1 protein-coding gene is annotated in these 1,405 nt (G+C 38.9%); it reads left to right on the forward strand.

Translation table 11 applies throughout. The annotated features are described in order from the left end of the window. Nucleotides 1–1,360, forward strand: a 1,360-nt coding sequence (locus tag HMPREF0849_RS08575; protein WP_009013741.1) for an SspB-related isopeptide-forming adhesin, incomplete at its 5' end; no start/stop codon positions are given. Nucleotides 1,361–1,405: the final 45 nt, after the last annotated feature.

The raw sequence follows: 1,405 nt of genomic DNA on the forward strand, positions 1-1,405 counted from the left end.
TAAACCTGTTGAAACTCTTTATCCAACGGTTGTTGGTCGTGTCTTGAATGATGGGGCGACTTATACAAATAACTTTACCTTGACAGTCAACGATGCCTATGGTGTCAAGTCAAACATTGTTCGTGTAACGACTCCAGGTAAACCAAATGATCCTGACAATCCAAATAACAACTACATCAAGCCTTTGAAAGTTAACAAGAACAAGCAAGGTGTGAATATTGATGGCAAAGAAGTTCTAGCTGGCTCAACGAACTACTATGAACTTACATGGGGTTTGGATCAATACAAGGGAGATAAATCTTCTAAAGAAGCGATTCAAAACGGTTTCTACTATGTGGATGATTATCCAGAAGAAGCTTTAACGCTTCAACCAGAATTGGTTAAGATTCGTGATCTAGAGGGCAACCTTGTATCAGGTATCAGTGTTCAACAATATGATAGTTTAGAAGCTGCTCCTAAGAAGGTTCAAGAGCTGTTGAAGAAAGCAAACATCACTGTTAAAGGTGCTTTCCAACTCTTCTCAGCTGATAATCCAGCCGAATTCTACAAGAACTATGTAGCCGCAGGAAAATCATTGCTCATCACAGATCCGATGACAGTTAAACCTGAATTTGGTCAAACGGGTGGTAAGTATGAAAACAAAGCCTACCAAATTGATTTTGGAAATGGCTATGCTACAGAAGTAGTTGTTAACAATGTACCGAAAATCACACCTAAAAAAGATGTGACAATCAGTATGGATCCAAGCAGTGACAATATTGATGGTCAAACAATTCCGTTGAACCAGTACTTCAATTATCGTTTAATTGGTGGTTTGATTCCACAAAATCATTCTGAGGACTTGAATGACTATAGTTTTGTAGATGATTATGACCAAAAAGGTGATCAATACACTGGAAACTATAAAGTTCTTGCCAAGGTCGATATCCGATTGAAAGACGGTCGTGTTATCAAGGCAGGGACAGACTTAACCGCTGAAACACAGGTTGAACATGATCAAGATAAGGGAATGCTTACAATTCGCTTCAAGGAAGAATTCCTTCAAGAGATTCAGTTGGATTCTCCATTCCAGGCTGAGACTTATATTCAAATGAAACGAATTGCTGTCGGAACCTTTGAAAATACCTATGTAAATACTGTGAACAAAGTTGCTTACGCTTCAAATACAGTTCGTACGACAACGCCAGAACCTAAGAAACCAGAGGAGCCAACGACTCCTACTCCAAATCCAAAAGGTAACCCTACTCTACCTCAAACAGGTACAAATGATTCAAGCTACATGCCATATCTTGGTCTAGCAGCTTTAGTAGGGGTTTTAGGACTTGGTCAGTTGAAACGTAAAGAAGACGAAAGCAAGTAAGCTCTAAAAGTTAAATAGAAAAGAGGAACTTTGTTTCCTCTTTTT

The organism is Streptococcus sp. C300, from assembly GCF_000187645.1.
Classification (GTDB): Bacteria; Bacillota; Bacilli; order Lactobacillales; family Streptococcaceae; genus Streptococcus; species Streptococcus oralis_CQ.